Raw genomic sequence first — 25,695 nt, 5'->3', positions numbered from 1 at the left:
CGGCCGTGCGTACCTGCGCGTTCGCTCCCGGCGTGTGGGTACCGCATGCCTTGTTCCGACCCGGGCATACGCGGCCTGTGGATACCTGTGGATGGATCATGCCCGTTAGGATCACGGCGGTGCGCCGCCGACTCGTTCTCGCCGCGGGGATGGTCTCTGTCGCTGCGCTGGTGCTCGGGCTGTGGCCGGTCTATGTGAGTCCGCAACGTGAAGAGCCCGCGCCGGCCGACGCCATCCTGGTGCTCGGCGGTGCCCACGACGGGCGGGAAGAACTGGGGCTGCGCCTGGCCCGCGCGGGATACGCGCCGCGGGTACTGATCTCCGACCCGTACGAGGACAGTCCACTGGTGAACCGGATCTGTCACGGCGGATACAGCTTCGAGGTGATCTGCTTCGACCCGTCGCCGCGCACGACCCGGGGCGAGGGCCGCTATCTCGCCGATCAGGCGCGCGAGCACGGCTGGGAGCGGGTCATCGTGGTCACCTTCACTCCGCACATATCCCGGGCGAGATTCGTGCTCGGAAGATGCTGGGACGGGCAGCTGCTGTTCGTCGACACACGCCCGCGGCTGTCGGTGCCGCGCTGGGCCTACGACTACGTCTATCAATCCGTGGGATACGCGAAGGCGATCTTCGAACGCTGTGTTTGATTGCGGCGCCTTCGGTGTTCTATCCGCCCCGCCTGCGGTGGCGTCGCGGGTGGGGCCCTATCAACCCCGGTTCTTCACTCCTACGCTCGGTCGCTGCGCTCCTTCGCTCCAGAACCGGGGCGGGCCCCACCTACGAATGCTGACCATCCGGAGTGGACGGAAGATGTGCGCGGGTTTGCCTCCCGGCGACTGGGTGAGCGCGATATTTCGATGCTCGATGCTCGATGCTCGATGCTCGATGGTCGGGTCCGGTGTCTGGTGGTCGTTTGTCCATGGACGGTCGATTACAGGTGATCGGTCGCTGAAATTCTCTGTTCCGATGCTCCGGGACCTGGGCGAGACCGGACCACGACGGCCGGCCTTCCGGGGAGATGAAACCGGTCGGTCGTCGATTATGATGGCATGTGCCTTCAGTTTGACTAAACGGCGATGACCTGGCTACATTCGCACCAGCACCGGTAGTCGCCGGATCTGCTGCGACGACGCATGAAGCCTTCGGGAGCGTGTATGGATTACGACTGGTCGGAGGCCGAACGGGCCTTCCGAGACGAGGTACGAGCGTTCCTGGCCGAGAAGCTGACGCCCGAGGTGAGCACCGCGGGCCGGCTGATGACCAGTGTCTACTCAGATCACGAGGCGAGCCTGGAGTGGCAGCGCATCCTGCACGAGCGGGGCTGGGCGGCGCCGCACTGGCCGGTGGAGTACGGCGGCTGCGACTGGTCGCTCACCCAGCACTACATCTTCAGCCGGGAACTCACGCTGGCCGGCGCCCCGGCGCTGTCGCCGATGGGGATCCGGATGGTCGCCCCGGCGCTGGTCGCCTTCGGCACCGAGGAGCAGAAGAACTACTTCCTGCCCCGGATTCTCACCGGCGAGGTCTTCTTCTGCCAGGGGTACTCCGAACCCGAAGCCGGGTCCGATCTCGCGGCACTGAATATGTCCGCGGTTTCGGACGGCGATGATTTCGTGTGTTCCGGAAGCAAGATCTGGACCACCCACGCCACCGAGGCGAACTGGATCTTCATGCTGGTCCGCACTTCCCGCGCGGGGCGCAAACAGCAGGGCATCACATTCCTGCTGATGGATATGACCGCGCCGGGTATCGAGATCCGGCCGCTGGTGATGAGTTCGGGCGAACAGGTCCAGAACCAGATCTTCTTCGACAATGTGCGGGTGCCCAAGAGCAATGTGCTCGGGCAGATCGACGACGGCTGGACGGTCGCGAAATACCTGCTGGTCCACGAACGCGGGGGCGGCGCCATGGCCCCGGCGCTGCAGGCCATGGCGCAGAACATCGCCACCGCGGCGGCCGATCAGCCCGGTCGCGACGGTAATCCGCTCAGCGAGGATCCGCCTTTCGCGGCCCAGCTGGCCGATGCGCGGATCCGCAGCGAGGTATTGGAAGTGCTGGAGTTCCGTACTCTGGCCGCCATGGCTCAGGGCAAGGATCTGGGCACCTCCTCGTCCATGCTGAAGATCCTGTCCACCGAGCTCAGTCAGCAACTCACCGAACTCGCGCTCACCGCGGCCGGTCCACGCGGCCGCGTCTATCAGCCGCACGCCACCGCGCCCGGCGGCCCGATCGCCGAATACACGCCGCCGGCCGACGGTTACCTCAGTGGTGCCGACTGGCAGGCCGTCGCACCGCTGCGCTATTTCAACGATCGCGCCGGTTCGATCTACGCGGGCAGTAACGAAATCCAGCGAAATATCCTCGCCAAGGCAGCATTGGGGCTCTGATGGACTTCACCTTCACCGACGAACAGCAGATGCTGCGCGATGCGGTCTCCGGCTTTCTCGCCGCCCGATACGACCTGGCGAAGAGCCGAACCGCGGTCAAATCCGGGCCCGGCTGGCAGCCCGAGATCTGGCGCGGGCTGGCCGAACTGGATGTGCTCGGCGTGACCCTGCCGGAAGAGTCCGGTGGGTCGGGCGGCGGGCCGATCGAGGGCATGATCATCGCCGAGGAACTGGGTCGCGCGCTGGTCGTGGAACCCTATGTCGACACTGTGGTGATCGGCGGCGGTCTACTGCGTCGCGCGGGCGGCGAACGGGCCGGGGAACTGCTGAAAGGTATCGCGGACGGTAGCGTCCGGCTGGCGTTCGCCGCGCTCGAACCGCAGTCCGGCGAAGTGCGCCACGATGTTTCGGCCGCCGCCCGCCGCGACGGTGCCGACTGGGTGCTCGACGGTACCAAGATCGTGGTGACCGGCGTCCCCGTCGCGACACATCTGATCATTTCCGCACGCACCTCCGGCGAGCGGCGCGACCAGGACGGGATCTCGCTGTTCCTGGTGGAATTCGATCCCGCCGCGCCGCCGGCGGGGGTCGAGGTGCATCAGTACCGCACCATTGACGACCGTGTCGCCGCCGACCTCACCTTCGGCGAGTTCCGGGTTCCGGCGAGCGCGCTGCTGGGCGAAGAGGGCCGGGCCTGGCCCGCCGTCGACGCCACCATCGACGAAGCGATCGCCGCGGTCGCCTCCGAAGCAGTCGGCCTCATGCGCAAAGTTCTCGACGACACCGTCGAATACACGAAACAGCGGCAGCAGTTCGGAGTCCCGATCAGCAGCTTCCAGGCATTGCAGCACCGGATGGTCGATATGCTGATCGAGCTCGAGCAGAGTATCGCCGCTGCCTATCTGGCTGCCTACGCGGTGGAAGCCGAACCCGCCGAACGCGCCCGCGCGATATCGGCGGCCAAGGTGACGATCGGCCGGGCGACCCGTTTCATCGGCCAGAACTCGGTGCAGTTGCACGGCGCGATGGGGATGACCGAGGAACTGGCCATCGGCCACTATTTCAAGCGGCTCACGGCGATCGAATACGAATTCGGTTCCAGCTCCGATCACCTCGCGCGCTATATCGCGGCGACGAAATCCTGATCGCACCGTACCGTGCTCACACTGTGTGCGAGCGCGGTGCGGAAGCACCCGCTGCCGAGTTGTGCGGCGATCTGCAAGAGGGGGATCACCGCACAGCTCGGCGGCTCAGTACTCCAGCTCTGTCCAGGGAATATGGATCGGGAAGGGGAAGTCGATACGGACGCCGTCCTCGTCCTCGGGGGTCCACTCGCCGGCGAGAATGTAATTTGCGCTCCGCAATGGATGCACGCCTTCCGGTAGCCGACCGTGCCCTGTTTCGAGGGCATAGGCCCGTACAGTGGCGATAGCGCTCTTCGCTTGTGCGAGTGTCACCTCCCAGTACCAAGGAATTCCAGCGCCGGCGTAGCGCCCCTTCTTCGCTTCCATATCCGTTTGCGTGTTCGATGGTGAGAGGACTTCACCGACGAGCAGGACATCGGCGGCGCGAAGGTCCTGGAACGGCGTTTCGAGACAGCGGAAGACCAGGAAGTCCGGTGTCAGGAAGTTCGATTTGCCGCTCGTTCCGAGGAAAACATTGGTTTCCGCTTCGACCCGCCAGCAATGTTCCGGACGCTCGGACACGGTCTTACGAGCACTTCGTTCGAGTGCATTGGTCAAACGACGTGTGAATGCTTGATGCTCGCTGGGTCCCCGGCGTAGCCAGACGACCCGCCCGTCCCACAGCTCGATCTGCTCGGCGATCTCTTCCGGTAGCTGTTCGAGTTCCTCCCAGGTCATGTACCCGGGAAGTTCGGGCCGTTCGGTGGGCGGCAGGGACATGTCATCATCGTATGCCTGGTCAGGCGCATGTTCGCCGCATCGACCGGGACTCGATCACGCTATCGCGCAGCGGATGGCCGTCTCGACCGGTGCGAACGGGCCCGGGCCGGTGATACGCAGCGGTTGCGCCGGGTGCAGACCCGGCTGGGCGAGGAATCGCGGGCTGGTCCCCTGATGCGGCTGACCGGCGTGGACCAGGAAGGGGTGGCACAGGTAGACGTCCCCCGCGTTCCCGGTGGCGTGAGCCATCGGAAGGTGGGCGGTGGCCGGTTCGGCCCGGGCGGAGAGTTCGCGAACGTCGAGACCGGTATCGCCTTCCGGTTCGAGTATCCGGGCCACTTCCCGGTGTGAGCCCACCCGTAGCCGGGTCGGTGCGTCCTGTTCCCCGGTATCGGAGAACAGGAAGAGCATCAGCAGCGCGCGGTCCCGGGAACCGATATTCACCCGCCAACTCAGGTAATCGGTCGGCGCGGAGTCCGGGCCGGGAAAACTCGCGTCGATATGCCAGCCGTCGAACCGGGTGGTGTCCGCGCCGGGGAACCGGATCACGAACCCGCCGAGACTGCGGCGCGGTGACCACCGTCCGGGCCCGACCAGATCGTCGTAGGCCGCGCACAGGGTGGGCGTGGCCGCCGCGGCCACGAAGGGCGCCGCGGTGTAGTCCGGCCGGGTCGCCATCGGGGCAGGCCAGCTGCTCGGATCCTCGGGTGCTGCGCCGAGGTCCTGCCAGATGGCCGCACGGCATTCCGCGGCGAGGGATCGGGGAAATGCCGCCGGGATCCGGATGTATCCGTTGTCGATGAACGAGGCCACCGCTGCGTCGTCGAGCACGATGTCATTCCAACCGTCCGGGCGTCCGGAACGCCAGCGATTTTCCGCGCACCACGCCGCTCCACGGAATACCTGCCCGCGCCACCGCGCTTGCACCCGGATATGACGAGTTCGCAATTCGATCCGCGCGCCCTGCTCAGCGAGAGCCGGCTCGGCGTGCTGGCCACCATCAAATCGAACGGTCTGCCGCAGCTGTCACCGGTGACCCCGTACTACGACCGGGCCGCCGAGGTCATCTATGTCTCGATGACCGAGGGACGCGCCAAAACCGTGAACCTGCGCCGTGATCCGCGCGCCGCGCTGGAGGTGACCCGCGCCGACGGCTGGGCGTGGGCCACCGCGGAGGGTGCGGTCACGCTCACCGGGCCGGGTACCGACCCGCACGGCCCGGAGGTCGAGGCGCTGGTGGACTACTACCGCGAGGCGGCGGGCGAACATCCCGACTGGGACGAGTACCGATCGGTGATGGTCGCCGACCGCCGGGTCCTCATGCGGCTCGCGGTGGAGAACGTCTACGGCGCCGCCCTGCGCTGAGCGCCTCCTCGTCGCCGCCCGCCGGTCTTCCGTGGGTCTGTGTCGCCGACCGGCCACGCGGGTGTGGTCGGCCACGCGGGTGTTGGTCGGCCGGACGGGTGTGCTCGGTGCGACGGGTGTGGTCGGCCGGGCCGGCGTGGTCGGCGTACTGGGTGGGCGGTGCGGAACCCGGGCGGCGCTGGACCGGGACGGGCGATAACCGCCGACGGGCCGGCCGGGGGCCACACCCGCGACTTCGGGGCTCGCCGCGCGCGACAGGCGCTACTCCATGAGATACGCCGTCTCGACAATGAACCCGGCGGCCGGTATCGATGCCCGCTCCGATCCACTCGAATTCGGCGTGCGGTCGCTACCCCCCGGAACGCGACCGGGCCCGGCGGAGTCCGCCGGGCCCGGTCTACTGGTCTGTTGTCGTCAGCCCTTGCGCCCGGGCGCCCGGGCGCCGGACTTGAAGCCGAGCGCGCCCGGCTTGGCCTGCGGCGGAGTTGCTTCGGATCCGTTCCCGGAGCTGCCGTTACCGGAGGTTCCGGAGGCCGGCTCCGCGATGGCGGTGGGTGCCGATTCGGTCGTCACCTCCGGGGCCGAATCCGCGGGGGTCGCGGCCGGTGCCGATTCGGCATCCGTCGCCGGTGCCGGAGCGGGCTCCGATTCCGGTGCGGGAGCCGGGGCTTTCGCACCCGGAGCCTTCGCTCCCGGACGTTTGAACCCGGACTTCATCGCCAGACCCTTGGCCGGTTTCGACGGCTTGCTCTCGCTGGGAGCCGCAGCGGTGGCCTGCTCGGTTTCCGTCGTATCCGAATCGGCCGGGGCCGGCTCGGTCTCCGGCGCGGCTGCCGGGGCTTTCGCACCCGGTGCCTTGGCCCCGGGGCGTTTGAATCCGGACTTCATCGCCAGACCCTTGGCCGCGACCGTGGGCTTGGTTTCCGTGGGAGCCGAACTCGCGGTCGCTTCCGCGGCTGCCGGTTCGGCGGCCTGCTCCGGTTTCCCGGTGGCGGGTGCTTTGGCTCCGGGTGCTTTGGCCGCGCCCTTCATGGCCAGGCCCTTGCCGCCGGGTGCCTTGGCGGCACCCTTCATCCCCAGGCCCTTCACCGGCGGGGCCGCGGGCGCTTCGGCGGTCTCGGCTGCCGGAGCGGACTCGGTCTCCGCTTTGGCTCCGGGTGCTTTGGCCGCGCCCTTCATGGCCAGGCCCTTGCCGCCGGGCGCCTTGGCGGCACCCTTCATGCCGAGACCCTTCGCGGCCGGGGCCGGCTTCGTGTCCTCGGTATCGCCCGCCGGGGCCGCAGCCTTGGCGCCGGGTGCCTTGGCGGCGCCCTTCATACCGAGACCCTTACCGGGTGCTCTGGCAGGGCCCTTCATGGCGAGTCCACCGCCCTTGGGCGCCGTCTTCTCGGCCGCCGGAGCGGCTTCGGCGGCAACGGGTTCGGGCTCCGGTTCCGGTTCCGGCTCCGGTTCGGCCTTGGGCTCCTGGATCACCGTGAGGTTCTCGGACAGCTTCGCCGGGTCCACCCGTTCGATCGAATCCAGCATCAGCTGGGCGACGTCCACGACCTCGACGCCTTCGCCCTGGCCGGATTCCTGGCGCGCGGTCACACCGTCGGTGAGCATGACCCGGCAGAAGGGGCAGCCGGTGGCGATCTTGGCCGGCGAGGTGGTGAGCGCCTCGTCGACACGGTCGATATTGATCCGCTTGCCCAGCTGCTCCTCCATCCACATCCGGGCGCCGCCGGCACCGCAGCACATGGAACGTTCACCGTGGCGGGGCATTTCCACCAGAGTCGACCCGGAAGCGGCCATCAGTTCACGCGGCGCGTTGTAGACCTTGTTGTGGCGGCCCAGGTAGCAGGGATCGTGGTAGGTGACGTTCTGCGCCACCGGAGCGACCGGGACGAGCTGTTTCCCGCGCACCAACCGGTTCAGCAGCTGCGTGTGGTGCACGACCTCGTAGGTTCCGCCCACCTGCGGGTACTCGTTGTTGAGCGCGTTGAAGCAGTGTGCGCAGGTGACGACGATCTTCTTCTTTTTCTGCTCGACCCCCTCGAACACCGAGTTCAGCAGTTCGATGTTCTGCATCGCCAACTGCTGGAAGAGGAATTCGTTACCCGCGCGCCGGGCCGAATCGCCGGTGCAGGTCTCCTCCTGACCGAGCACCATGAATTTCACCCCGGCGGTCGCCAGCAGTTCGGCGACGGCCTTGGTGGTCTTCTTGGCGCGATCCTCGTAGGCGCCGGCGCAACCGACCCAGAACAGGTATTCGTAGCCGTCGAAGCTGTCGGCGTCCTGGCCGAAGACGGGAATTTCGAAGTCCAGCTCGTTGATCCAGTTGAGCCGGTCCTTGGCGTTCTGGCCCCAGGGGTTGCCCTTGTTCTCCAGGTTCTTGAACAGGCCCGCGAGCTCGGACGGGAAGTCCGATTCGATGAGCACCTGGTAGCGGCGCATATCGATGATGTGATCGACGTGCTCGATATCCACCGGGCACTGCTCCACGCAGGCGCCACAGGTGGTGCACGACCACAGCACCTCGGGATCGATGATGCCGCGCGCCTCGGCCTCGCCGACCAGCGGCCGGGTGGCTTCGTCACGGGCGCCCTCGGGAATCGCGGCGAGCTTCTTCTCGTCCGCGTTGCCCTCGGCGTCCACCAGGCCGATCTCGTCGCCGCCCATATCCGTGCGGCCGCCGGCCAGCAGGTACGGCGCCTTCGCGTAGCCGTGGTCGCGCAGCGACATGATCAGCAGCTTGGGCGACAGCGGCTTACCGGTGTTCCAGGCGGGGCACTGCGACTGGCAGCGGCCGCATTCGGTGCAGGTGGTGAAATCCAGCCAGCCCTTCCAGGAGAAGTCCTCGATCCGGCCGGCGCCGAGGGTGTCGGTATCGGGATCGACGTTCTCCATATCCAGGGCGCGGCCCTTGGACATCATCGGCTTGGCGGCACCCAGCGCGACTCCGCCGTCGTCCTCACGTTTGAAGTAGATGTTGAAGAAGGCCGAGAACCGGTGCCAGGCAACACCCCAGTTGAGATTGCGGCCGACCAGGAACAGGAACAGGCTGCCGGACAGCAGTTTGATGAGCGCGAAAACCGAAACCATGACGGGGCTCGCGGGCAGCAGCTTCGCGATCTGCATGGTGAAGAAATCGGTGGCGACGTTCGCGTGTCCGTAGGTCGCGATCTTGCCCGCTTTCACGAAGACCATGCCGAGGCCCTCGACGAGCACGATGCTCTCGATCACGTACGCGGGGGCGAAGGCGGATCCACTGAAGCGGGACAGGCGATCCGGTACCCGGGGGTGGTTGAGCTGGCGGATCACGATCAGCGTGCCGATACCGATCACCGTGCCGATACCGAGAATCTCGTCCCACAGGTGGTACACGGCGAGATCACCGATGATCGGCCAGTGGAACTCCGGATCGAAGGTCTGGCCGTATGCCTCGAAGAACAGGATGAAGCCGCCCAGGAAGCCGATCATCACCAGCCAGTGGGCCCAGCCGACGGTGCGGAACTTGTTCATCCGCGTATGCGCGAGGAACTCCACCAGCATCTGCTTGAGGCGGGGGAAGAACGGCAGCCAGCGGTCGGGCGCGGGCTGGCCGACCATGATGGCGCGCACGATATTGCGGACGCCGCCGAAGAACGACGCCCAACACAGCAGGCTGAGCGCCGCTCCCAAGGTGCCCAGCGTCACTGTCAGGGCATTCATGTCGCGACCTTTCTTTCGAGGCAACACGAGGTACGAGGAACTGAGCAGTACCCCGTCCGGCTCGTATCGTAACCGCCAGTAAGTTACCCACCAGTAACTAGTGGTGTCCACTGTACGATCTGCGGCAGCCCGTGACGGCATCTGCCTGGGCTTATCCGTATGAATCGCGGCGTGATCAATATCACTATCTTCAGTTGGCTGTCCATAACCGATAACGGCTGATTAACACCGTAAAGGGCCACCTGACGCACCCGGTGATAAGGCCAGGCTTACCCGGGTCGATTCTTACACTTGGGAAACGAATCTCGCCTTTTGACAGTGCATTCGACTACGCTCAGCCCGATCTGTCAGGAAGCGTGACATCTCCCAACGCTCGGGGAGGAATCAGGGTTCGATCACATCGGCCCCCTCGCGTTGAGGTGTGACGCCGTAAAACCCGATTGGAAATGGATGACACTCCCGAGATCCGCGGTGATCGCAACACTGGTCACCGGCTCGCTCGCTATGGGATTCGGCACAGCCCACGCTGATCCGGCGACCGAAGCGCCGACTCCCGTCAACTACTCCCTGCAGCTGCTGGAGAAAACGGTCGTCGCCACCCTGCAAGGCGGCACCTTCTCGATTGCCGAGAGGGACGTCGAGCCCGTGGCGGCGGAGGGGGCCACCGCCCCGGCCACCGATGAGGCCGCGGCGCCCGAGAAGGACAAGTTCGTCGAGGTCAAGGACAACACCGGCAATGTGCTGGTCTCCTGGCCGCTCGATTTCTCGGTCGCGGGCACCGAGATTCCGGTGAAACCGGTGCTGAAGAACGACGACACCGTTCTGGAACTGACCCCGGAGAAGACCGACGTCGCGGCCGCACCGCAGGTGAACGCGGTCAACCTGACCGCCAAGCCGATCGCCTCGCCGGCGGAGAACCAGATGGCGATGGGTGAGTTCACCACCCAGTTCTCCCTCGCCACCGCGGTGGGCGGATTCCTGGGTACGGCAGTAGGTGTCGTGGTCGGCGGTATCGTCGGCTGCATTCTCGGTCTGCCGCTGTTCGCGGTCGGCTGCCTTCCGGCCGCGGTCGCCGGTGCCGGTATCGGCGGCATCCTGGGCACCATCGCCGTCGGCGGTCCCGCCCTGGGGATCGCGGGGATGGAGCTGATCCAGACCATGCAAGCCGCCCCCGGGCAGAGTAAATGGGCCAACGACGGCAAGCCCGTCAACCAGGAGGCACCTGCTCCCGCTCCCGCGGAGAAGTAACCTCACGCAGTACACGAAAGGGTCGGCAGCCATCGGGCTGCCGGCCCTTTCGTCTGTTCACCTACCGGGTGCGCGGAAACGCCACTACCGCGCTCTGTCGACGCGGCACACGCGTAGGGCTTCTGGGGACTCTTCTGGGACCCGTATCAGACCTATCCGCCGGGTGTGGGGCCCGTGGATACCGCTACGGGCGCCCGGACGTGTCGTCGGAGGCGGTGCGGCGGGATTGTCCGGAGACGGAAAGCGAGTCGAGAACAGGCGAAAGGGCCGACAGCGCAATGCTGCCGACCCTTTCGTTTGCTCGATGCTCGGTGCGGAACGCACCCCGGGTCGCCGCCGATATCCTGCTCTTCGCGCCCCACCGGAGCCCGGAGAGCAGGACGGACCGCTAGCTCGTGCGGATGCGCAGACCCGGGTTGTCGGAGAGCACCACGCTCACCGGCTGCGCGAACAGCTGCGGCGCGTTACCCGTGAGCACGCCCAGAATGTTGGGGATCTCGCAGATCGGGTAGTCGGCGACCGAGGAGGCACTGGAGATGCCCAGGGCCTGGCGTCCGGTCACGATCGGCCCGCCACTGTCACCGGGGAGGGCGCAGATGTTGGCGGAGAAGCTCTGGGTGAGCTGCCGGTCCCCGACCTGGACGGTCTGGTCCACGGCGTTCACCACACCGCAGCTGAAGCCGGTCCGGGATCCCGATTTGCAGACCGGGGCACCGACCACCGGGGTGGCGACACCGTCGACCGCGATCGGGGCCGCGCCGGGCACCTTGACCTGGTTGTTCTGGAAGCGGCCCGCGGCGCCCTCCGCAATGCTCATGATCGAGTAGTCCTGAGCGCCGAGTACCGACTTCTGGTAGGTGGCGATCTGCGGGCCCACCTTGTTGCCACCGAGGGATTCGTGCACCGTGGCGGCGCCGATATCGTCCAGGTTCGGGTTGCAGTGCCCGGCGGTGATGTTGACCGTGTTACCGCCCGGACCGGTCCCGTTGAAGCCGAAGGAGCAGCGCAGCGAGCTGTCACCGGCGATAGCGGCGAAACCGTCACCGCCACCGACCGTGGCCGCGCCGGCCTCGGCGACCGCGGCCGCCTGGGGCAGCGTTTCCGCCGCGATCGGCGGGGCCATGACGATGACCCGGGCCGGATCGATGAAGTTCGGCATCGGCAGGCCGACCTTGTCGACCCGTACCGCGATGCTGTTGTTCACGGTATCGATGACGACACCGCGCACCAGGGCGGACACCGCTTCGGGCTGACCGTCGAGCCAGCGTTCGAAGGCGCTCTTCTCGCCGCGCAACGTCGATTCGCTCTTGGCGACGTTGCGGACCACGAATCCGGTCGATTCCGCCGCGCCGCGGGCCTCGTCGGCACCCGGCCCGTTGGCCAGCGCGACCACACCGCGGCCCTGTTCGTCGAGCCAGGCACCGCCGAACACCTGGGGGAACTGGCGCTGTGCGGTGGTGGCGAACGCGGCCACCTGCTGTGCGGTATCGGCGCGCTGCAGGTACTCCTCGGGGGAGATGTGCAGATCCCGGTTCAAGGCGGCTACGAGGTCGGCGGGCAGGCCGATACCAGGGTCGGGCGCGGCCGAGGAGACAACGGTCGGGCCGAACAGCAGTACTGCCGCCGAGGCGGCGACCGCGGCACGTTGCATCCGTTTTCTGGCCGGCGCCGACCTTCGTTTACCTATGCGTGGCATGAGCATGCGAAGACTATATCGGGATCAGCCGGCATTCGGCCTGGTTCGTACGCTGATGCCGCTTCCGATGCCCCCACCGGACGCCGAATCGGCATGCGCCAGGATTCCGCGAATGGGAATTCCCAGGGTGGCGGTCCCTCCGTACTGCGCAAGAGCGATATTTGCTTTTTCGCAATCGGGCGCGTCGGCGGCATTCGAACCGCTGGTGATGCCCAGGGCCAGGGTGCCGCTGACGATGGCGCCACCGCTGTCACCGCCCAGCGTGCAGGCCGAACTGGCGAAACCGCGGATGACCTTGGCGTCGCCCTCGGCGGTGAACAGCTGGGTCTCGACCCGGTCGGCGACCACGAAGCCGCAGGTGAAGGTGGACGACTGGCCGGATTTGCAAACCGGGGCACCGACCACCGGATCCGCGGTACCGGTGATGGTCAGGGTGGTGCCGTTGGCGCCGCGTACCGAGGGCTGATCCATACCGGCGCCCACCGCGCGCTCGTTCAGCTGGATCACCGAATAGTCCAGCGTGCTGGGTCCGCCCAGTTCCGATTGGACGAACGTGCCGAGCTGCGGGCTCGCCGGGATATTGCGAATATTCGGGCCGTACACGGCGGCCTTTTCGTCACCTTTGTCGATATTGGGATTGCAGTGCCCGGCACTGATATTCAGCGCGTTACCCGCGGAATCGACGCTGTTGAATCCGAACGAGCAGACGTCCACCGCCTTCAGCTCCGCGTCGTCGAGCGGGCCGGGGGCGCTGATATAGGTATCGCCACCCATCGGCCGGTGTTCGACCGGGCCACCGCCTTCCGGCGAAAGGACGACCTTGATGTTGGCGATGAGGGTGGGCAGATTGAGCACATGCGCCAGTGGCGTATTGGCGACGTTGACGATCAGCTGACTGTTGAGGAAGTCGATGGCGATCGAATTGATCACCTGGGAGATATCGCGGGGCTGTGCGGCGACCCACTGATTCATCTGCGTCAGCGAGGTTTCCAGCGCGGCCGCCGAAACCGGGGCCAGGCGGGTCGTGTATCCGTCGTCGCTGGCGACCTTGGCCGCGTCCGGCGAGGTCACGGCGACGGTGGGCTTGCCCTCCGGGGTGATCCAGGCACCGGCGAAGACATCGGGCCGCTCGGACCGGAATTCGGCCGCGTAGGTCTGCAGCTGCTGGGCGCGCGCGGCGCGGTCCAGGTATTCGGTCGGGGTCATATTCAGATCGCGGGACAGCGCTTGGACCAGTTCGGCCGGAAGGTCCTCGGCTCTGAGCTGTTCCGGTGCGGGTGCGGCGGTCGCCGCGGTCGCACCGAACAGGGGAGCCAGGAGAACGGTCGAACCGATAACGGCAGCTTTGACCGCGGCGCGACGCGCCACCGACTTGCGCATGAAGTCCCTTCGTCGGCACTGTGTGCCAGATAATCCGTGGCCAGGAGCGTCGAATCCTCCGGAATCGAATCCGTTGGCGCACAGGTTTGCTCGAGCTTCGACCGGGTTGCCGGGGTGGCCGGGATAACTCCGGTCAGCGGATCACTCTAAGGCACAAAACGCTATCTGGCTTCTTCTTGTCCACCTTCTTTGGATCCGGTGTCGGGAAGGTCCACTTCGGGGTCTTCGGTCTGGAACGGAACCGGGAAAGGAAAGAACCGCGGACGGGTCCGGGTGGTCGTCGTTTCGGTTTCCGTGGTCGGCTCGGTGAGCGTCGGTCCGGTGGGTTCGCCGGTGGTGGTCGGCGGGACCGTGGTGTATTCCGGAATGGTCTCGGTGGGGGTGACCGGAGGGGGTGGGGCGACCGTCGGTTCTTCGGTGTAGGTCGGTTCCGGATCGTAGGTCGGTTCCGGGGTGTAGGCCGAGGGGTCGGGGAGCGGGGCGACCGGTTGCGGTTCGGCGGGGGGCGGGGCCGGAGGTGCTTCGCTGGTCGATGTGGTGACCGGATCGCCCGGTTCGGCCGCACCGGGCCGCAGGATCGCGGTCACGCCGAGGGCGCCGATCAGCAGGCCACCGATCGCGGCGGCCGCGACCAGCGCGGCGGTGCGCCGGGCGCCGCCGTGGCTCTTGTCCCGGCGAGGTGCGGCCGCTTTCCGCACCGCGGGTTTCGCTGCGGCAGTGGCGGAGAGTGCCGCCGCGGTACCGGTCGCGGGACGTGCGCCGGTCGCGGGCTCGGCGGCGGGGCTCAGTCCGGCGGCGATGGCCGCGAGGCTGGGGCCGCCGTAGGTGGCCTCGGGATCCATGGCGGGGACCATCGCGGAGTACGCCTTGTTGGCCGCCGAGTCGCCGTCGCGGAGTTTGGGCATGACGATCGTGTCGAGCGCGGAGTTCTGCGCGGTGGTGGGGTCCGGCGGGGTCGCCCCGGCCGGGGTCTCCAGGACGATCGCCAGCGCGGCCCGGCCCGCGCTCTCGGCGAAATACCGGGCGGTCTCGGCCGGAGTGAGACCGGCGGGCCGCGCCGGGAGTTCGTCCTCGCCGACCAGGGCCACCGATTTCAGGCCCAGATAATCGAGGGCCCCGCGCAGGGCGAGGACCTGTGCGGGCGGCCAGCCGGCGGGATGGGTGGCATAGAACTCGGCGGGACCGTTGAGATGGTCGGCGGTGAGGTTGATCAGGCAGAAAAGGGCGGTGGCGAGCAGGTCTTCCCCGCGGTAGGCCTCGCCGTCGTCCACGACGACGCCCGCCGGATCGCCCACGGCGGCGACGAAACCGGTGATCGTATGGGTGTGCCCGGGTGGGGCCACGGCTCCACCGAGTACCGCGTCGCCCTCCTCGGACATATGCAGTACCGGCTCACGGAGGATGAAGTGCGGATCCCCGTCGTCGTCGACGACGGCCGCGGTGCACGCGTATTCGGCGATGTGCAGGCCCACCCCAGTGGCCATTCTCGGATCCTCGCTTCGACTTCCTCATCCAAAAACCACGGTACGGGTTCGCCGCGCGGCACCGGCCCGCGACGCGGGGTGCCGGGTCACCATGGGCGGAGCATTGACAATAGCGCCGATGAGCGGCGGGTGGGGATCCGCAGTCGGCTTCCGGGGCGGGCGGCTGATCCGCGACGGACCTCGGCGGGCCGGTGCCGGGTGCGGCACGACCGGATCACGATGTTGCACCGACTCGGTTCGTGGTGATGGGTGCAGGGAACAATGGTGCGAGTGCCCGGTGTGTGCGGGGGCGGGAATACTTCGCCGGGTGGGGGAGTTGAGCTGATCGACAATGTTGAGTGATGTCGGCTCAAGTTTGACTTGACGGCCCCTGTGAAGCGGGGCAGGATTGAGCCGACCACGCTCAGTATTGCTGGGACCGTGCTCTATGTTCTGCCTGGGGCTGGTCCACGCGGTGGGTCCACTGGACCCGCGGCGCCATGGGCACAAGCCCGGACAGACACAAGCAGTCGAAAACGAGGAGGAAACACAAATGGCTCGTGCGGTCGGAATCGACCTCGGGACCACGAACTCGGTCGTCGCCGTTCTCGAAGGCGGTGAACCGGTCGTCGTCGCCAACTCGGAGGGTTCGCGCACCACGCCCTCGGTCGTCGCGTTCGCGAAGAACGGAGAGGTGCTGGTCGGCCAGCCTGCCAAGAACCAGGCCGTGACCAACGTCGACCGCACGATCCGCTCGGTGAAACGGCATATCGGCACCGACTGGACCGTGGAGATCGACGGCAAGAAGTACACCTCGCAGGAGATCAGCGCGCGCACGCTGATGAAGCTGAAGCGCGATGCCGAGTCCTATCTGGGCGAGGAGATCACCGACGCGGTGATCACCGTCCCCGCCTACTTCGAGGACGCCCAGCGTCAGGCCACCAAGGAAGCCGGTCAGATCGCCGGGCTCAACGTCCTGCGCATCGTCAACGAACCCACCGCCGCCGCCCTGGCCTACGGCCTGGACAAGGGCGACAAGGAACAGACCATCCTGGTCTTCGACCTCGGTGGCGGTACCTTCGACGTTTCGCTGCTGGAGATCGGCGAGGGTGTCGTCGAGGTCCGCGCGACCTCCGGTGACAACCACCTCGGTGGCGACGACTGGGACGAGCGGGTCGTGAAATGGCTGGTCGACAAGTTCAAGTCCAGCTCGGGTATCGACCTGACCAAGGACAAGATGGCCATGCAGCGGCTGCGTGAGGCCGCCGAGAAGGCCAAGATCGAGCTGAGCTCCTCGCAGAGCACCTCGATCAACCTGCCCTACATCACCGTCGACGCGGACAAGAACCCGCTGTTCCTCGACGAGCAGCTGACCCGCGCCGAATTCCAGAAGATCACCTCGGACCTGCTCGACCGCACCCGCGCGCCGTTCCAGTCCGTGGTCAAGGACGCCGGCATCAAGGTCGCCGATATCGACCATGTCGTGCTCGTCGGTGGTTCCACCCGGATGCCCGCGGTCTCCGAACTGGTCAAGGAACTGACCGGTGGCAAGGAGCCCAACAAGGGCGTGAACCCGGACGAGGTCGTCGCCGTCGGCGCCGCCCTGCAGGCCGGTGTGCTCAAGGGCGAGGTCAAGGACGTCCTGCTGCTCGATGTGACCCCGCTGTCGCTGGGTATCGAGACCAAGGGCGGCGTGATGACCAACCTCATCGAGCGCAACACCACCATCCCGACCAAGCGTTCGGAAACCTTCACCACGGCCAACGACAACCAGCCGTCGGTGCAGATCCAGGTGTTCCAGGGTGAGCGCGAGATCGCCGCGCACAACAAGCTGCTCGGCTCCTTCGAGCTGACCGGGATCCCGCCGGCCCCGCGCGGGGTGCCGCAGATCGAGGTCACCTTCGATATCGACGCCAACGGCATCGTGCACGTGACGGCCAAGGACAAGGGCACCGGTAAAGAGAACACGATCAAGATCCAGGACGGCTCCGGTCTGTCCAAGGAGGAGATCGACCGGATGGTCAAGGACGCCGAAGCCCACGCCGCCGAAGACAAGGCGCGCCGGGAGGAAGCCGAGACCCGCAACCAGGCCGAATCGCTGGTACACCAGACCGAGAAGTTCATCAAGGACAACGAGGACAAGGTTCCGGCGGATGTGAAGTCCAAGGTCGAGGCCGCGATCGCCGAGGCGAAGACCGCGCTCGAGGGCACCGATACCGCTGCGGTGAAGGCCGCGGTGGAGAAGCTGGCCACCGAATCGCAGGCGCTGGGTCAGGCCATCTACGAGGCCCAGGCTTCCGAAGGCGCGGCCGCCGGTAACGGGGCCGCGGGTGCGGATGCCGGTGACGACCAGGTGGTCGACGCCGAGGTCGTGGACGAGCCGGTCGACACGGAGAAGAAGTGACGAATTCGGGAAACACAGGAAACGCGGGAGAGCCAACGGAGCCGGTCAGCTTCGTCGACAAGCGCAAGATCGATCCGGAGACCGGTGAGGTACGGGATCAGGCCGGGGCGGCCAACGGCGCCGCCCCGGCCGGGGCCGAGGAGGGCGTAGCCCCCCAGGCGCCGCAGGCCGGCCTCGACGGTGACGGTGTCGAGGCGGCGCCCGCCGACGCTCCGGCCGGTGGCTCCGACGAACTCGCCGAGCGCACCGCAGATCTGCAGCGGCTGACCGCCGAGTACACCAACTACCGGCGTCGGGTCGAACGCGACCGCAAGACCGCGATCGATTCCGCCAAGGCCGGCGTGGTCACCGAACTGCTCGGTGTCCTCGACGATCTGGATCGCGCCAAAGCGCACGGCGACCTGGAATCCGGGCCGCTGCGCTCGGTGGCCGACAAGCTGATCGAGGCACTGCGCAAACAGGGCCTCGAGGAATTCGGGTCCGAGGGTGAGCCGTTCGACCCGAACCTGCACGAAGCGGTTCAGCACGAGGGCTCCGGACACGATCCGGTGATCGGCGTGGTGATGCGCAAGGGATATCGCTTCGGCGAGCGGGTGCTGCGGCATGCGCTGGTCGGGGTCACCGACGGGGTGGGCGATCTCGGGGCCGGCCCCGATACCGCCACCGCGGAAACCGCCCGGGCGGAGGCATCGGATGCTGATGCCGGCTCGGACAAGTAGCGACTCCGCGGCGAGAGCCACGGATCGGGTGGCGCGGCGCGCCCACGGAGTGATCCGGGGCAGCCGCGCGCCCGTCGCGGCGCGCGCGACGGGCCCGGAGGCGGTAGGAAAGTACGACCACACAGCGGCCCGGACGGGCCGCGGAACAGGACCGAGAGGAGGAGATGCCCGGTGAGCCAGCGGGAGTGGATCGAGAAGGACTTCTACAAGGAGCTGGGTGTCTCCGCCGGCGCGTCCACCGAAGAGATCAAGAAGGCGTATCGCAAACTCGCCCGTGATCTGCACCCGGACGCAAACCCCGGTGACGCCAAGGCCGAAGAACGGTTCAAGGCGGTCAGCGAGGCGCATACGGTGCTGTCGGATCCGGCCAAACGCGCCGAGTACGACGAGACCCGCCGGCTTTTCTCCGGCGGCGGGTACGGCCGGGGCGGCGGATTCACCCCGGGCGCCGGCGGTGGGTTCTCCCAGAGTTTCGATCTGGGCGATATCTTCGGCCAAGCCGGTGGCGGTGGCGCCGACGGCGGACTCGGTGATCTGTTCGGTGGCCTGTTCAACCGGGGCGGTGGTGCCACACGCGCCGGGAGCCGCCCCCGGCGGGGTGCCGATGTGGAGGCCGAGACGACACTCGGATTCCGCGAGGCGGCCAAGGGCGTCACGGTGCCGCTGTACCTGACCAGCCCGTCACCGTGCACCACCTGCCACGGCAGCGGCGCCAAACCGGGGACCAGTCCGCGGGTGTGCCCGATCTGCAACGGCAGTGGCGTGGTGAGCCGCAACCAGGGCGCGTTCGGATTCAGCGAACCGTGCGACGAATGCCGCGGTACCGGGTCCCTCATCGACGACCCGTGCGTGGACTGCCACGGCAGCGGTATCCAGAACCGCACCCGCACCATCAACGTCCGGATCCCACCGGGTATCGCGGACGGGCAACGGATCCGGCTCGCCGGACAGGGCGAGGCGGGCCTGCGCGGCGCGCCCTCGGGTGACCTGTTCGTCACGGTGCACGTGAGCCAGGACAAGGTCTTCGGCCGGGCCGGCGACGACCTCACCCTGGCATTACCGGTCAGCTACAGTGAATTGGTGCTCGGTACGACCGTATCGGTGCCCACTCTGGAGGGCCGGGTCGGCGTGAAGGTGCCACCGGGTACCGCGGACGGCCGCATCCTGCGGGTGCGCGGCCGCGGAGTGCCCAAACGTGGTGGCGGAGCCGGTGATCTGCTGGTCACCGTGAAGGTCGCCGTGCCGCCGAAGCTGGACGACGATGCCGTTGCGGCGCTGCGCGCGCTACAGGAGGCGGAGAAGGCCAGCGGGTTCGATCCGAGAGCGGGATGGGCAGGTGCCTGATGGAGCCGAAACGAGGGCCCGAGGCGGGGTCCGCGCGCCAATCGAGCACTGAATATTTCGTGATTTCGGTGGCCGCCCAGCTGGCCGGTATGCACGCGCAGACGCTGCGCACCTACGACCGGCTGGGACTGGTGACGCCGCAGCGTACTTCGGGCGGCGGCCGGCGCTATTCGGAACGGGACGTCGAGCTGCTGCGCGAGGTGCAGCGGCTGTCCCAGGACGAGGGCGTCAATCTCGCCGGGATCAAACGGATCATCGAACTCACCAACCAGGTGACCGAACTCCAGCAGCGGTTGGTGGAACTGACCGCCGCGCTGGAACGGGAGCGGGCCCGGCCGGACTACCGGCCGGAACTGATTCCACCGCAGCGCAATACCGCGCTGGTGGTGTGGCAGCCGCGTAACCGGCGGCAGCGTTGACTGTGTTTATGGCGGCGCCTCCGGCGCCGCGGGGCGGGGCCCTATCAACCCCGGTTCTTCACTCCGGCGCTCAGTCGCTGCGCTCCTTCGCTCTGTCGCTCCAGAACCGGGGCGGGCCCCGCCTTTGTGGTCGCCTCGCCTTCGGCATCGGGTCCGGGTCTGTCGGCTCGGGTTCTCGACTCCGGCGATCGGTCGCTTCGCTCTGTCGCTCCAGAACGGGGGCGGGCCCCGACGGTGTTGATGGTGTCGCCTCCGGCGGTTCAGGCTCCTTCGAACTGGATCCGCTCGGCCGGGGTGCCGGCGTCGAGCAGACGTTCCACCGTGGACCTGGTCATCGCGGGTGAACCGCAGACCAGGACCTGGTGCCGGTTGAACGAACCGTAGGAGCCGACCACGTCCGCGAGGGTGCCCTGCAGCAGGTCGTCGTCGTCGAAACCTATGTCCACCCGGTGGCTTTCGTGCCATTTATCGGGCCAGGACGGGTCGTCGAGGCGCTCCACCACCGGTACCACGGTGAGCCAGGGCAGGTCGGCGGCCAGCAGGACGAGCATATCGGCGGCGTACAGGTCGCGCGGTGCGGAACCACCGAAGAACAGGTAGGTGGTGGGCGGGTCCGGGTGCCGGGCCAGTTCCAGGATCTGAGCTCGTAGTGGGGCCAGGCCGGTGCCGCCCGCGATCATCACCACCTCGTCGCCTTCGGGGTCTACGGTGAACAGGCCCTCGGGCGCCGAGAGCTTCCATCGATCCCCGGGCGCGGTATCGGCGACGATTCCGGCGCTGCACCAGCCGCCCGCCACCGTGCGTACGTGGAATTCGAGCTTGCCGTCCAGCGAGGGCGGCAGCGCGGGGGAGAACCGGCGCCGCATGCCCGGGAACTGCGGGACCTCCACCTGCACGGACTGCCCGGCGAGGAACGGTACATATTCGCCGATCAACCGGACCACGGCCGTATCGTGGCGCAGCCGGTGGTGTTCGACGACATCGGCCAGCCAGTACGACCGCTGGGACGAATGGCCGGGGGACGCGCTCGGGTCGTTGGTCATGCCTCACTCATCCGACAGGGTGGGCCGGGCGGTCGCCGCCCGGTGCTCGATGTGCCGATACCGATCAGACCGGATCGGTGCTGATGATCTCCTCCGGAGTGCCGACCGCGAGCAGTGCCCGCCGGGTATCGGCGATCATCTTCGCCGAACCGGCGATCTGGATCTGCCGATCCTCCCATGCGCCGAAACTGGCCACCACGGCGCCGAGGTTGCCGACCAGGCGCCGGTGCATTCCGTACGGCGCGTCCTCGGTGGGGTGCGGGTACCACCACGGGTTCGTCTTGTGCTCGCAGACCGGGACGACGGTGAGCCACGGGTTGCTCTGCGAGAGCTGCCACATGTTCTCCACGTCGTACAGGTCGCACGGGTAGACGCCGCCGATGAAGAAGTGCACCCGGGGGTTGATACCGCGCCGGCCCATCTCGATCAGCTGGGCGCGCAGCGGCGCGACTCCGGTGCCCGATCCGATCATCAGCACATCGCGGCCGCTGTCGGAATCCACCTGCAGGCCGCCGAGCGGTCCGCCGATGAGCCAGCGGTCGCCGACTTTGGTCTCGCTGACGATGGACGGGCTCACCCAGCCACCGCGTACTTTGCGGACGTGGAATTCGATCTCGCCGTACGGGTTCGACGGGATGGCGGGTGAGAGATAACGCCACATCCGCGGGCGCTGCGGTACGGAGATGGGGACGTACTGGCCGGCCAGGTAGGGGATCGGATCGTCGGACTGGAGCCGGACGATGGCCAGATCTTCGAGGACGTGCCGGTGTCCGACGACGGTGGCCTCCCAGTAGGGCGGCGAATCATCGGAATTGGCGCCTATGGCCATGGCGGCGGAGATGAGCAGGCAGACATCACGCCATCCCTCGGCGAGTTCTCTGGTCCAGTACGGGCCGTTGTAGGTCTGGAAGGCGGCGTAGAGCGCGGGGCCGGCCTGGTCGTAGTGCGAGGCCTCGACGCCGTATTTGCGATGGTCGCGGGCCAGCTGTTCGAGGAATTTCTGGGCGCGATCCCAGTCCTCGAGGTGATCGAGCATGTACTGGACAGCGGTGACCACTCTCTTCGCCTGCATATCCATTGCGGGCGGGAACAGTTCTCGCAGCCGCGGGTTCTCCGCGAACAGGTGACCGTAAAACGCGCTGACCAACCGCTCGGGTCCACTCGGCGCATCGACCACCGACTGGAAATTGGCGCGGACCAGCGCTGCCGAACGCGCATCCACGGCGTGGAGCTTCCTTTCCCTGAATTCCGACCCGGAGGGACCGGCCGTTACCGGCGGTCCGTCACCCGACCAGTATCCCCGAAAAAAGAGATGATGGTGGGTGTGAAATACGGTTACCGGGTTTGGCCGATCTTGTTCGCGGGTACCGACGCGTCGTTGTGAGCCGCGGCCCAGCACTTTTCTGGCAACCGGGTGGCGAGAAGTCGCCGCCGAAAATTTCAAAGTTGAGCGGAACAGACTCAACCTTTCGTACGTTGAATCGGGCAGAACGGCACGAGACACCGGCTTCGGTGCGGCTGCCGGATGAGATATCGACTAGCAGGAAGGTGCTTCGTGGACTCGTTCAATCCCACCACCAAGACCCAGGCCGCGCTGACTGCCGCGTTGCAGGCAGCCTCGGCCGCCGGTAACCCCGAGATCCGGCCGGCCCATCTGCTGGTGGCGCTGCTGGACCAGACCGACGGTATCGCCGCGCCCCTGCTCAAGGCGGTGGGCACCGATCCCGCGACGGTGCGGCGCGAAGCGCAGGACATCGTCGACCGGCTCCCGCGCGCCAGCGGTGCCACCACGACCCCGCAACTGGGCCGTGAAGCGCTGGCCGCGATCACCGCCGCCCAGCAGCTGGCCACCGAGCTCGGCGACGAATACGTCTCCACCGAGCATGTGATGGTCGGCCTGGCCTCCGGCGATACCGACGTGACCATGCTGCTCGAGAAGTACGGCGCCACGGCCGCGGCACTACGGGAGGCCTTCACGACCGTGCGCGGTAACGCCCGGGTCAGCAGCCCGGATCCGGAGGGCAGCTACCAGGCGCTGGAGAAGTACTCCACCGACCTCACCGCCGCCGCGCGCGCGGGAAAACTGGACCCGGTGATCGGCCGCGATACCGAGATCCGGCGGGTCGTGCAGGTGCTGTCGCGGCGTACCAAGAACAACCCGGTGCTCATCGGTGAGCCGGGCGTCGGTAAGACCGCGATCGTGGAGGGCCTGGCCCAGCGCATCATCGCCGGCGATGTACCGGAATCGTTGCGCGGTAAGACCGTCATCTCGCTCGATCTGGGCGCGATGGTCGCCGGTGCCAAATACCGCGGCGAGTTCGAGGAGCGACTCAAGGCGGTACTGGAGGAGATCAAATCCAGTGCCGGGCAGATCATCACCTTCATCGACGAACTGCACACCATCGTCGGCGCGGGCGCGACCGGCGAATCGGCGATGGACGCCGGGAACATGATCAAGCCGATGCTGGCCCGCGGCGAACTGCGACTCGTCGGCGCCACGACGCTCGACGAGTACCGGCAGCACATCGAGAAGGACGCGGCGCTGGAGCGCCGCTTCCAGCAGGTGATCGTCGGCGAACCCTCGGTGCAGGACACCGTCGGCATCCTGCGCGGTATCAAGGAGCGCTACGAGGTGCACCACGGGGTGCGGATCACCGACTCCGCGCTGGTGTCGGCGGCCGCCCTGTCCGACCGCTACATCACCTCCCGGTTCCTGCCCGACAAGGCGATCGACCTGGTCGACGAGGCGGCCTCGCGACTGCGGATGGAGATCGACTCCCGGCCGGTGGAGATCGACGAGGTCGAACGCGCGGTGCGGCGGCTCGAGATCGAAGAGGTGGCACTCACCAAGGAGACCGACGAGGCGTCCAAGCAGCGACTGGAGCGACTGCGCGCCGAACTCGCCGACGACCGGGAGAAGCTCAATCAGCTCACCACCCGCTGGCAGAACGAGAAAACCGCGATCGACCAGGTTCGCGTGCTGAAGGAGCAACTCGAGACCCTGCGCGGTGAATCCGAACGCGCCGAACGCGACGGTGACCTGGGCAAGGCCGCGGAGCTTCGGTACGGGCGCATCCCGACGCTGGAGAAAGAACTCGCCGAGGCCGAGGAGGCGTCCGGCGCGGCCGCCGACGGAGAAGTCATGCTCAAGGAAGAGGTCGGCCCGGACGATATCGCCGAGGTGATCTCCGCCTGGACCGGGATTCCGGTGGGCCGGCTGCTCGAAGGCGAGACCGAGAAACTGCTCCGGATGGAATCCGAACTCGCCCGCCGGGTGGTCGGGCAGAACGACGCGGTACGGGCCGTTTCCGACGCGGTGCGGCGGGCGCGTGCCGGAGTCGCGGACCCGAACCGGCCGACCGGCTCGTTCCTGTTCGTCGGTCCTACCGGTGTGGGTAAGACGGAGCTCGCCAAAGCGCTGGCGGATTTCCTGTTCGACGACGAACGCGCGATGGTCCGCATCGATATGAGCGAGTACAGCGAGAAGCACGCGGTCGCCCGCCTGGTCGGCGCCCCACCCGGCTACGTCGGCTACGACCAGGGCGGCCAGCTCACCGAAGCGGTACGCCGCCGTCCCTACACGGTGGTGCTGTTCGACGAGATCGAGAAGGCCCACCCCGATGTCTTCGACATCCTGCTCGCCGTGCTCGACGAGGGCCGGCTCACCGACGGCCAGGGCAGGACGGTGGACTTCCGCAACACCATCCTGATCCTGACCTCGAACCTGGGTGCCGGCGCCGACGCGGAATTCGTGATGAACGCGGTCCGCGCCGCCTTCAAACCGGAGTTCCTGAACCGGCTCGACGATGTGGTGATGTTCCAGGCCCTCGACGAGGACCAGCTCGCGCACGTCGTCGATATCCAGCTCGACCAGTTGCAGCGGCGGCTCGCGCAGCGCCGGCTGACTCTCGAGGTGAGCGATTCCGCCCGCTTCTGGCTGGCGGTACGCGGATACGACCCGGTGTACGGTGCCCGCCCGCTGCGCCGCCTGATCCAGCAGTCGATCGGCGACACTCTCGCCAAGGAGCTGCTGGCCGGCAAGGTCACCGACGGCGATACGGTCGAAGTCGCCGTCACACCGGACGGCGACGGGCTGGTAGTCGGCCGCCGCGACCGCGACGCCACCCCGGTCACCGCGGCCCAGTAACCCGGCCGCGGCCCCGCGAATTCGGCACCGACCTCCGTTTTCGCCGCCCCTGTCGATCTCCGGCCCCGGGTGAGTGCGCTCGCCCGGGGCCGGTTCGTTCGCCGGGTTCTGTGTTCCGCGCTGTGCAGCCGATTCATCGCCGTGCACGGCTGTCACGCGGGTGGAGGTGCGCCGATGTCCGCGGCGTTCGCTGTTGTCGGTTGTGTATCCGGAATGGCGACGCCCACGGCTGTGGCGAACGTCGACGTTCGCCACAGTGGATGTTGTGGTGGTCTGCGCACGGCCGGAGCGAATGCGGAGGTACGCCGAGGTTTGTGGTGGTGGGTGTTGTGGGTGGTCTGTCGGCATGTTGATGCGCACGGCCGGAGCGAATGCGGAGGTTCGCCGAGGTTTGTGGTGGTGGGTGTTGTGGGTGGTCTGTCGGCATGTTGATGCGCACGGCCGGAGCGAATGCGGAGGTTCGCCGAGGTTTGTGGTGGT

At 67.3% G+C, this 25,695-nt stretch carries 18 protein-coding genes; 10 read left to right on the top strand and 8 right to left on the bottom strand.

Features of this window, described 5'->3' with window-relative positions; all coding sequences use genetic code 11:
- Window positions 1-98 precede the first annotated feature (98 nt).
- From ACWEWT_RS22620 to ACWEWT_RS22610, 3 genes are all read left to right on the top strand, one after another.
- Entirely contained in the window at window positions 99-650 is a 552-nt protein-coding gene (locus ACWEWT_RS22620; protein ID WP_452561701.1) for a YdcF family protein, read from the top strand.
- Window positions 651-1,157: 507 nt separating this feature from the next.
- The gene (locus ACWEWT_RS22615) at window positions 1,158-2,390 is read left to right on the top strand and encodes an acyl-CoA dehydrogenase family protein (protein WP_452561699.1); all 1,233 of its coding nucleotides are present in this window, start codon (window positions 1,158-1,160) and stop codon (window positions 2,388-2,390) included.
- Window positions 2,390-3,535 (top strand): acyl-CoA dehydrogenase family protein, encoded by a 1,146-nt coding sequence (locus ACWEWT_RS22610; protein ID WP_452561697.1) that lies wholly within the window; start codon window positions 2,390-2,392, stop codon window positions 3,533-3,535. Before ACWEWT_RS22615 ends, ACWEWT_RS22610 begins: the two co-directional genes overlap by 1 nt.
- A gap of 105 nt (window positions 3,536-3,640) precedes the next feature.
- On the opposite strand, the gene ACWEWT_RS22605 is transcribed toward ACWEWT_RS22610, so the two are convergent.
- The gene (locus ACWEWT_RS22605; protein ID WP_452561695.1) at window positions 3,641-4,294 is read right to left on the bottom strand and encodes a Uma2 family endonuclease; all 654 of its coding nucleotides are present in this window, start codon (window positions 4,292-4,294) and stop codon (window positions 3,641-3,643) included.
- 54 nt (window positions 4,295-4,348) lie between these two features.
- Window positions 4,349-5,125, bottom strand: a complete 777-nt coding sequence (locus tag ACWEWT_RS22600; protein ID WP_452561693.1) for a phytanoyl-CoA dioxygenase family protein — start codon at window positions 5,123-5,125, stop codon at window positions 4,349-4,351.
- Window positions 5,126-5,227: 102 nt separating this feature from the next.
- On the opposite strand from ACWEWT_RS22600, the gene ACWEWT_RS22595 reads away from it, so the two are divergent.
- On the top strand, window positions 5,228-5,659 hold the full coding sequence (locus ACWEWT_RS22595; RefSeq protein WP_452561692.1) for a PPOX class F420-dependent oxidoreductase: 432 nt from the start codon (window positions 5,228-5,230) through the stop codon (window positions 5,657-5,659).
- A gap of 414 nt (window positions 5,660-6,073) precedes the next feature.
- Here the strand turns inward: ACWEWT_RS22595 and ACWEWT_RS22590 are convergent, their stop codons facing one another.
- Window positions 6,074-9,352, bottom strand: a complete 3,279-nt coding sequence (locus ACWEWT_RS22590) for a heterodisulfide reductase-related iron-sulfur binding cluster (protein WP_452561690.1) — start codon at window positions 9,350-9,352, stop codon at window positions 6,074-6,076.
- A gap of 450 nt (window positions 9,353-9,802) precedes the next feature.
- Between ACWEWT_RS22590 and ACWEWT_RS22585 the strand changes: the two genes are divergently transcribed.
- Complete coding sequence (locus ACWEWT_RS22585) at window positions 9,803-10,600, top strand: hypothetical protein (RefSeq protein WP_452561689.1); 798 nt, start codon at window positions 9,803-9,805, stop codon at window positions 10,598-10,600.
- A 388-nt stretch (window positions 10,601-10,988) separates the two neighbouring features.
- Here ACWEWT_RS22585 and ACWEWT_RS22580 read toward each other — a convergent pair whose 3' ends face one another.
- From ACWEWT_RS22580 to ACWEWT_RS22570, 3 genes are all read right to left on the bottom strand, one after another.
- Window positions 10,989-12,302, bottom strand: coding sequence for a S1 family peptidase (locus ACWEWT_RS22580; RefSeq protein WP_452561687.1), 1,314 nt, complete (start codon window positions 12,300-12,302; stop codon window positions 10,989-10,991).
- Between the two features lie 18 nt (window positions 12,303-12,320).
- Window positions 12,321-13,676: a S1 family peptidase gene (locus ACWEWT_RS22575; RefSeq protein ID WP_452561685.1), complete on the bottom strand. Its 1,356-nt coding sequence runs from the start codon at window positions 13,674-13,676 to the stop codon at window positions 12,321-12,323.
- Window positions 13,677-13,837: 161 nt separating this feature from the next.
- A complete protein-coding gene (locus tag ACWEWT_RS22570) occupies window positions 13,838-15,160 on the bottom strand; it encodes a hypothetical protein (protein WP_452561684.1) in 1,323 nt (440 codons plus the stop codon).
- Between the two features lie 532 nt (window positions 15,161-15,692).
- On the opposite strand from ACWEWT_RS22570, the gene dnaK reads away from it, so the two are divergent.
- The 4 genes from dnaK to ACWEWT_RS22550 all read left to right on the top strand — a co-directional run bounded on the left by dnaK (window position 15,693) and on the right by ACWEWT_RS22550 (window position 20,025).
- Complete coding sequence (gene dnaK / locus ACWEWT_RS22565) at window positions 15,693-17,543, top strand: molecular chaperone DnaK (RefSeq protein WP_452561683.1); 1,851 nt, start codon at window positions 15,693-15,695, stop codon at window positions 17,541-17,543.
- A complete protein-coding gene (gene grpE, locus ACWEWT_RS22560; RefSeq protein ID WP_452561681.1) occupies window positions 17,540-18,262 on the top strand; it encodes a nucleotide exchange factor GrpE in 723 nt (240 codons plus the stop codon). Before dnaK ends, grpE begins: the two co-directional genes overlap by 4 nt.
- 171 nt (window positions 18,263-18,433) lie before the next feature.
- Window positions 18,434-19,606 carry a molecular chaperone DnaJ gene (gene dnaJ, locus ACWEWT_RS22555; RefSeq protein WP_452561680.1) on the top strand — a complete coding sequence of 391 codons (1,173 nt, stop codon included), beginning with the start codon at window positions 18,434-18,436 and terminating at the stop codon, window positions 19,604-19,606.
- Window positions 19,606-20,025, top strand: coding sequence for a heat shock protein transcriptional repressor HspR (locus ACWEWT_RS22550; RefSeq protein ID WP_452561679.1), 420 nt, complete (start codon window positions 19,606-19,608; stop codon window positions 20,023-20,025). Before dnaJ ends, ACWEWT_RS22550 begins: the two co-directional genes overlap by 1 nt.
- A 260-nt stretch (window positions 20,026-20,285) precedes the next feature.
- Here the strand turns inward: ACWEWT_RS22550 and ACWEWT_RS22545 are convergent, their stop codons facing one another.
- Window positions 20,286-21,068 carry an FAD-binding oxidoreductase gene (locus ACWEWT_RS22545; protein ID WP_452561677.1) on the bottom strand — a complete coding sequence of 261 codons (783 nt, stop codon included), beginning with the start codon at window positions 21,066-21,068 and terminating at the stop codon, window positions 20,286-20,288.
- 64 nt (window positions 21,069-21,132) lie between these two features.
- The gene (locus ACWEWT_RS22540; protein ID WP_452561675.1) at window positions 21,133-22,290 is read right to left on the bottom strand and encodes a globin domain-containing protein; all 1,158 of its coding nucleotides are present in this window, start codon (window positions 22,288-22,290) and stop codon (window positions 21,133-21,135) included.
- Between the two features lie 333 nt (window positions 22,291-22,623).
- Here ACWEWT_RS22540 and clpB point away from each other — a divergent pair, with 333 nt between their 5' ends.
- Window positions 22,624-25,215, top strand: a complete 2,592-nt coding sequence (gene clpB, locus ACWEWT_RS22535) for an ATP-dependent chaperone ClpB (RefSeq protein WP_452561674.1) — start codon at window positions 22,624-22,626, stop codon at window positions 25,213-25,215.
- Window positions 25,216-25,695 lie beyond the last annotated feature (480 nt).

The sequence above is a fragment of the Nocardia sp. NPDC003963 genome (assembly GCF_053605105.1).
This window is presented reverse-complemented; position numbering and strand designations above follow the sequence as displayed.

Excerpts from the sequence above, each read along its gene's own strand:
- ACWEWT_RS22580 (WP_452561687.1), bottom strand. The coding sequence starts at position 12,302 with ATGCTCATGCCACGCATAGGTAAACGAAGGTCGGCGCCGGCCAGAAAA.
- ACWEWT_RS22575 (WP_452561685.1), bottom strand. The coding sequence starts at position 13,676 with ATGCGCAAGTCGGTGGCGCGTCGCGCCGCGGTCAAAGCTGCCGTTATC.
- ACWEWT_RS22610 (WP_452561697.1), top strand. The coding sequence starts at position 2,390 with ATGGACTTCACCTTCACCGACGAACAGCAGATGCTGCGCGATGCGGTC.
- ACWEWT_RS22590 (WP_452561690.1), bottom strand. The coding sequence starts at position 9,352 with ATGAATGCCCTGACAGTGACGCTGGGCACCTTGGGAGCGGCGCTCAGC.
- ACWEWT_RS22595 (WP_452561692.1), top strand. The coding sequence starts at position 5,228 with ATGACGAGTTCGCAATTCGATCCGCGCGCCCTGCTCAGCGAGAGCCGG.
- ACWEWT_RS22605 (WP_452561695.1), bottom strand. The coding sequence starts at position 4,294 with ATGTCCCTGCCGCCCACCGAACGGCCCGAACTTCCCGGGTACATGACC.
- ACWEWT_RS22550 (WP_452561679.1), top strand. The coding sequence starts at position 19,606 with ATGGAGCCGAAACGAGGGCCCGAGGCGGGGTCCGCGCGCCAATCGAGC.
- ACWEWT_RS22615 (WP_452561699.1), top strand. The coding sequence starts at position 1,158 with ATGGATTACGACTGGTCGGAGGCCGAACGGGCCTTCCGAGACGAGGTA.
- ACWEWT_RS22620 (WP_452561701.1), top strand. The coding sequence starts at position 99 with ATGCCCGTTAGGATCACGGCGGTGCGCCGCCGACTCGTTCTCGCCGCG.
- dnaK (WP_452561683.1), top strand. The coding sequence starts at position 15,693 with ATGGCTCGTGCGGTCGGAATCGACCTCGGGACCACGAACTCGGTCGTC.
- ACWEWT_RS22545 (WP_452561677.1), bottom strand. The coding sequence starts at position 21,068 with ATGACCAACGACCCGAGCGCGTCCCCCGGCCATTCGTCCCAGCGGTCG.
- ACWEWT_RS22570 (WP_452561684.1), bottom strand. The coding sequence starts at position 15,160 with ATGGCCACTGGGGTGGGCCTGCACATCGCCGAATACGCGTGCACCGCG.
- ACWEWT_RS22585 (WP_452561689.1), top strand. The coding sequence starts at position 9,803 with ATGACACTCCCGAGATCCGCGGTGATCGCAACACTGGTCACCGGCTCG.